We start from the raw sequence: 5888 nt of genomic DNA on the forward strand, positions 1-5888 counted from the left end.
CGCGCCTCGTTCCCGGGCCTCGCCGACTACGCGTCCACCAAGGCTGCGATCGTCCGCTACAGCAAGGGCGCATCGCGCGACCTCGGACCGCGTGGCATCACCGTCAATGTGTTGCAGCCGGGCTCGATCGATACCGACATGAACCCGAAAGACGGCGGCGACTTCGCCGAGGCCCAGCGAAGCCAGCACGCGCTGCAGCGTTTCGGCACCGCGGAAGAAATCGCCGCCGGCGTCGTCTTCCTCGCCAGCCCCGGCGCGTCGTTCGTGACCGGCACGGTGCTGAATGTCGATGGCGGCTTCGGCGCCTAATTCGAACAGTTTCACGACACCGGGCAGATCCGCCCGGCGCTTTCAGAAATCCAAACGAAGGGAATATCCCATGATCGACCACAGGCCTTTTGAAACGCTCGGCGGCGCCGACCACGGCTGGCTGAAAGCCAGACACCACTTCTCGTTTGGCAGCCACTATGACCCCAACAATATGGGCCATGGCTCGTTGCGGGTGTGGAACGACGACGAGATCGCGCCGAACAGCGGCTTTCCCGCGCATCCCCATGCCAACATGGAGATCATCACCTATGTCCGCGAAGGCGCGATCACGCACCAGGACAGCCTCGGCAACAAGGGCCGCACCGAAGCGGGCGATGTGCAGGTGATGAGTGCCGGCAGCGGCGTGCGTCACTCCGAATACAATCTGGAACCGACGAAGACCAAAATCTTCCAGATCTGGATCGAGCCGACCACGCAGGGCGGCGCACCGACCTGGGGCGCCAAGCCGTTTCCGAAGTCGGATCGGAGCGGAAAATTCGTCACCATCGCCAGCGGCTTTGCGGCCGACAACGATGCGCTGCCGATCCGTGCCGACGCGCGGGTGCTCGCGACCACGCTGAAGGCCGGCGAGAGCGCGGAGTATGCCTCCGACAAGGCCCGCAACCTCTATCTGGTGCCGGCGGTGGGCAGCGTCGAGGTCAACGGCGTGTTCGTCAACGCCCGCGACGGCGCCGCGATCTCCGGCGAATCCCGGCTGACGATCACCGCGCTGGAAGATTCCGAACTGGTGCTGGTCGACGCGGCGTAACCACCAACAGCGAACTCGTCATGCCCGGATCGACCCGGGCATGACCACCCTCTCTTTTCCTTTTCCCGCAAGGCAGACATCCAGGAGTTCCCCATGACAAAAGTTCTCGTTCTCTATCATTCCACCTACGGACATATCGAAACCATGGCTAACGCAGTCGCCGAAGGCGCGCGCGAGGCCGGCGCCACGGTCGACATCAAGCGCGTGCCGGAACTGGTGCCCGAAGCCGTCGCGAAGGCCTCGCATTACAAGCTCGATCAGGCGGCGCCGATAGCTCAAATCGAGGACCTCGCCAATTACGATGCGATCATCGTCGGCACCGGCACCCGTTTCGGCCGGATGGCGTCGCAGATGGCGAATTTCCTCGACCAGGCCGGCGGCCTGTGGGCGAAGGGCGCGCTGCACGGCAAGGTTGGCGGCGCCTTCACCTCCACCGCGACCCAGCATGGCGGCCAGGAGACCACGCTGTTTTCCGTGATCACCAACCTGCTGCATTTCGGCATGACGATCGTCGGCCTGAACTACGGCTTTGCCGGCCAGATGAAACTCGACGAGGTCACCGGCGGTTCGCCCTATGGCGCCACCACCATCACCGGGGGTGACGGCAGCCGCCAGCCGAGCGACAACGAACTGGCGGGCGCACGCTATCAAGGCCGCGTGATCGCGGAGACCGCGAAAAAGCTGCATGGTTGAGGCGAACGGGGCGGCATTCGCTTTCGGGGTGCCGCCCCGCCGACATCTGCGCGCAGCCAGGAAGCTTCGTTTCATTCACGGCGTTAACGATGCGTTTACCATTCGGTAATTCGCCCGACCGTTCATCATCAAGCACCCATCTTGTGCTGAAGAATTGCGAGCTCGTTCCTTTACGTTAACACCAGCAACTGCGTCGCTGGAGAACGCCCGACCTACCGGAATCGACGTATCCGGTTTAAGATCTGTGATGACGCAGCGGGCGTCGAGTTGCCGATTGATCAGTGCACTATTATCATGAAACTGCGTCCCATCGACGATTGCGATTTCGGTCAGGCCCTCGCCGTTCTCAAGCGGGGCTTTCCGGAGAAAAGCGAATCGTTCTGGGCAGCAGGACTGCAGAAGATCCTGACATCGCCCAGTCGGCGCGGCGCCGAACCGGTCGGCTTCCTGATGGCGATGGGCGGCGAGGATGTCGGCATCGTCCTGACCATTCCGAGCGGGCGATCGGGTCGCGGTGGCGCGCAAGACATGATCAACCTGGCGGCTTGGTACGTCGATGAGAAACATCGCTGGCTGGCGCCGCGCATGCTGCAGAAGGTCGTGGCACAGGAGGCGGTGTTCACGGATCTGACGCCGAGCCTGGCCGCACAGGCGATCAACCAGCGGCTGGGGTTCGAAATCCTCAATGAAGGATTCCAGGTTTTCCCGCTGCCATGGACCGCGCTGCGCCCGCGCAGGCGCGCACGCGTGATCTCTGTCGACGCGGCAAGCCTGTCCAACGAGTCCCGTGCGACGCTCGACCAGCACGCCCGGCTCGGCTGTGTCGTGGCCGTGCTGCAGGACGGCGCCGAACACCACCCCCTGATCTTCTCCAGATTGACCCGCCGGCACCTTCCCGGTGCGCGCGTCATTCTGACGGACAGCAAGCGATTGATCGTCGACAACCTCGCGGTCGTCTCCCGATTCCTGCTGCGAAACGGCTTGTTTTTCCTGATGATGGATGCCAACCGCGCCGATGCGCGCGCCGGCATCGGCATCGCGCGCTGGTCGGCGCCAACCTATGTCAAGGGCGCGACCGACCGAAACCGCATCGACCACACTTACTCGGAATTGATCTTTCTCGGCTAGGACAACCTTCCAGCCCCTGATCCCATGGAGCCTGACGTGAACAATACTGCGATCCTGGAGAAGACCGACATTCTGCGCACCATCCGCGACTATCTGCGCGACAGGTTCCCGGCGCTGGCCGATGTCGACGCGGCGACTCCGCTGTTGCAGAGCGGCGCGATCGACTCCCTCGGGTTCCTGGAACTGATGACCTTCCTCAGCGACGAGTTCGGCATCGAACTGGAGGACGAGGATTTCGACGCGTCCAACCTGGAAACCGCCGGCAAGCTGGCCGATTTCGTCGGGCGCAAGCTGTGACCACGCCCTACCTCGTTCATCACCTGCTCGACCCTCGCGAGGGCGATTCCGACCGGGTCGCGCTGATCGATGGCGAGCGGTCGGTCAGCTACCACGCCCTTTCCCAGCTGGTCGCGCGATGCGCCGCAACACTGCGCGCGAACGGCCTGTCGCGTGGCGACCGCGTCGCCATCGTGCTGCCGAAATGCATCGAGGAATGCTGGGCCATGCTTGGCGTCAGCCGCGCGGCCGGCGTGTTCGTGCCGGTCAACAGCGTGCTGCGCGCCCAGCAGATCCGCCACATCGTGGAGGATTCCGGCGCCCGGATCGTGATCTGTTCGGATGCGCTGTTTTCGACGATATCGGCGGCGCTGACAGGACTCGATCGACTGACGATCCTGTGCACCGAGGCGATCGCGGAGGGCGGCACGGGCAACACGGATTACATCGGGAGCGATCCCGCGATCGGCGAGGATCTTGCCGCCATTCTCTATACGTCCGGCTCCACCGGGAAGCCGAAAGGCGTGATGCTGAGCCACCGCAATCTGCTGGCGGGTTCGCGGATCGTGATCAACTATCTCGAAATCACCGAACGTGACCGGATCCTGTCGATCCTGCCGTTCAGCTTCGACTACGGCCTCAATCAATTGCTGACCGCGATCCAGCAGCGCGCCTTGACGGTGCTGTTCACGTTCCAGCTCGGCGACGAAATCGTGCGCGCCATTCGCGATCACGCCATTACCGGGCTCGCGGGCGTTCCGACCATCTGGGCGATCCTGACCAAAACCTCGCCCTTGCTGCGCAAGACAAAGCTTCCGACGCTGCGCTACATCACCAATTCCGGCGGCGCGGTGCCGTCCGAGACGGTGCGGCGGCTGCGCGAGATGCTGGGCGACACCCGCATCTTCCTGATGTACGGCCTGACCGAAGCGTTTCGTTCCACCTATTTGCCGCCCGAGGAAATCGACAGGCGGCCGACCTCGATCGGCAAGGCCATCCCCGAATGCGAGGTGTTTGCGGTCAAGCCGGACGGTCAGCGCGCCAGGCCCGGCGAGCCCGGCATCCTGGTTCATCGCGGGCCGACGGTCTCGTTGGGATACTGGAACAGGCCCGAAGATACCGCCGCGGTGCTGCGTCCGAATCCATTCCGGCCGGCGGCGCAGGGCGGCGAGGTCGTGTGCTATTCCGGCGATCTCGTGGTGGAAGACGAAGACGGATTTTTCAGCTTCGTCGGCCGCGCCGACGCCATGATCAAGTCGTCGGGCTACCGCATCAGCCCGACCGAGGTCGAGGAGGTCCTGATGGCGACCGGCGCGTTCCGCCAGGTCGCGGTGATCGGGCTGCCCGACCCGCTGGCCGGACAGAAGGTTCACGCCGTCGCCGTGCCCCTGAACGGTGCCGCGCCGGCTGTCCATGACATCCTGAAAGCCGTCTCCGGCCAGTTGCCGGCATTCATGGTGCCGCGCATGATCGAGCTGGTCGATGCGCTGCCGACAACGCCGAACGGCAAGCTCGACTATCCGCTTCTGGCACGGCAGCGGAGCCAGCATGCCGCCGCCTGAAGCGTCATTCGCCGGAGACCTGGCCGCCGATCACTTCGGCATCGCCGGGCCGGATCTGTTGATCGGCGGCATTCCCGTGCGCGAGCTGGCGGCGCGCTACGGCACGCCTTTGTTCATCTATGACGGCGGCACCATGCGCCGCAGTTACCGGATGCTGGCCGACGCGCTGTCGGGTTTTGCGAGGATCCATTATTCGGTCAAGGCCAACCCGGCCCCCGCTGTCATCCGCCTGTTCTGCGATGAGGGCGCCGGCGTCGAGATCGCGTCGCTCGGCGAGTATCGCGCGACGCAAGCCGCAGGCGTCAAACCGGAGGATATCCTGTTCGCCGGACCGGCCAAGGGCGCGCGCGAGCTCGAGATCGTCGTGGCCGGCGGGATCGGCGAGATTCATCTCGAAAGTTTCGAGGAGATCGCAAGACTGACGGCGATCGCGGCGCGCCTCAACGTCACGGTCCCGGTTTCGATCCGCGTCAATCCGGTGGCTTCCGCGCAAGGCGGCGCCATGCGCATGGGCGGAAAGCCTGCGCCGTTCGGTTTCGACGAGGAGACCATCGGCGAGGTCGTCGGCAGAGTGCAGTCCGCACCCGAACTCGATCTGCGCGGCGTGCATCTTTTCGCCGGCACGCAGATTCTCGATGAGGCCGTGCTGCTGGCGCAGTGGCGGCACGGCATCGACCTGGCCGGGCGGGTGGCCGCCATTGCCGGCCAACCGCTGAAGACCATCGATCTCGGCGGCGGCCTTGGCATTCCCTATTTCGCGGGAGATGGCCGGCTCGATCTGGCCAAACTGTCCGCCGGATTGCCCGCGCTTCGCCAGCAGTTGAAATCCGATCCGCTGCTTGCCGACGCCCGCCTCGTGGTGGAGCCCGGCCGCTTTCTCGCCGGACCCGCCGGAATCTACGTCGCCGCGATCAATGCAGCGAAATTCTCGCGCGGCACCCGCTTCCTGATTACCGACGGCGGCATGCATCACCATCTCGCGGCTTCCGGAAACCTCGGACAGATCATCAAGCGGGATTATCCAGTTCTGGCACCGGCCCGCATGAATGCGACCGAAACATCGTCGGCGACGATCGTCGGTCCACTATGCACGCCGCTCGATACGCTGGCCCGAAAAGTCGAGATGCCGGACTTGAGCGCAGGCGACCTGA

7 protein-coding genes are annotated in these 5888 nt (G+C 64.4%); all 7 read left to right on the forward strand.

From position 1 onward, the window contains the following. Window positions 1-309 (forward strand): SDR family oxidoreductase (locus Q8R73_RS17350; RefSeq protein ID WP_305720782.1); only part of this gene is annotated, 309 nt, incomplete at its 5' end. 70 nt (window positions 310-379) lie between these two features. Then, a complete protein-coding gene (locus Q8R73_RS17355) occupies window positions 380-1078 on the forward strand; it encodes a pirin family protein (RefSeq protein WP_305720783.1) in 699 nt (232 codons plus the stop codon). A 93-nt stretch (window positions 1079-1171) separates the two neighbouring features. Then, a complete protein-coding gene (gene wrbA, locus Q8R73_RS17360) occupies window positions 1172-1771 on the forward strand; it encodes an NAD(P)H:quinone oxidoreductase (protein WP_305720784.1) in 600 nt (199 codons plus the stop codon). 294 nt (window positions 1772-2065) lie between these two features. After that, window positions 2066-2899 carry a hypothetical protein gene (locus Q8R73_RS17365; RefSeq protein WP_305720785.1) on the forward strand — a complete coding sequence of 278 codons (834 nt, stop codon included), beginning with the start codon at window positions 2066-2068 and terminating at the stop codon, window positions 2897-2899. Between the two features lie 36 nt (window positions 2900-2935). After that, window positions 2936-3196: an acyl carrier protein gene (locus Q8R73_RS17370; protein ID WP_305720786.1), complete on the forward strand. Its 261-nt coding sequence runs from the start codon at window positions 2936-2938 to the stop codon at window positions 3194-3196. Then, window positions 3193-4737, forward strand: coding sequence for an AMP-binding protein (locus Q8R73_RS17375; RefSeq protein ID WP_305720787.1), 1545 nt, complete (start codon window positions 3193-3195; stop codon window positions 4735-4737). The genes Q8R73_RS17370 and Q8R73_RS17375 overlap by 4 nt, the downstream gene beginning before the upstream one ends. Beyond that, window positions 4724-5888 (forward strand): type III PLP-dependent enzyme (locus Q8R73_RS17380; RefSeq protein WP_305720788.1); only part of this gene is annotated, 1165 nt, incomplete at its 3' end. The genes Q8R73_RS17375 and Q8R73_RS17380, both read left to right, overlap by 14 nt.

It is taken from the genome of Bradyrhizobium sp., assembly GCF_030697065.1.
Classification (GTDB): domain Bacteria; phylum Pseudomonadota; class Alphaproteobacteria; order Rhizobiales; family Xanthobacteraceae; genus Bradyrhizobium.

Bases quoted from the DNA above. Each gene is read 5' to 3' on its own strand.
- Q8R73_RS17355 (WP_305720783.1), top strand. From the start codon at position 380: ATGATCGACCACAGGCCTTTTGAAACGCTCGGCGGCGCCGACCACGGC.
- wrbA (WP_305720784.1), top strand. From the start codon at position 1,172: ATGACAAAAGTTCTCGTTCTCTATCATTCCACCTACGGACATATCGAA.
- Q8R73_RS17365 (WP_305720785.1), top strand. From the start codon at position 2,066: ATGAAACTGCGTCCCATCGACGATTGCGATTTCGGTCAGGCCCTCGCC.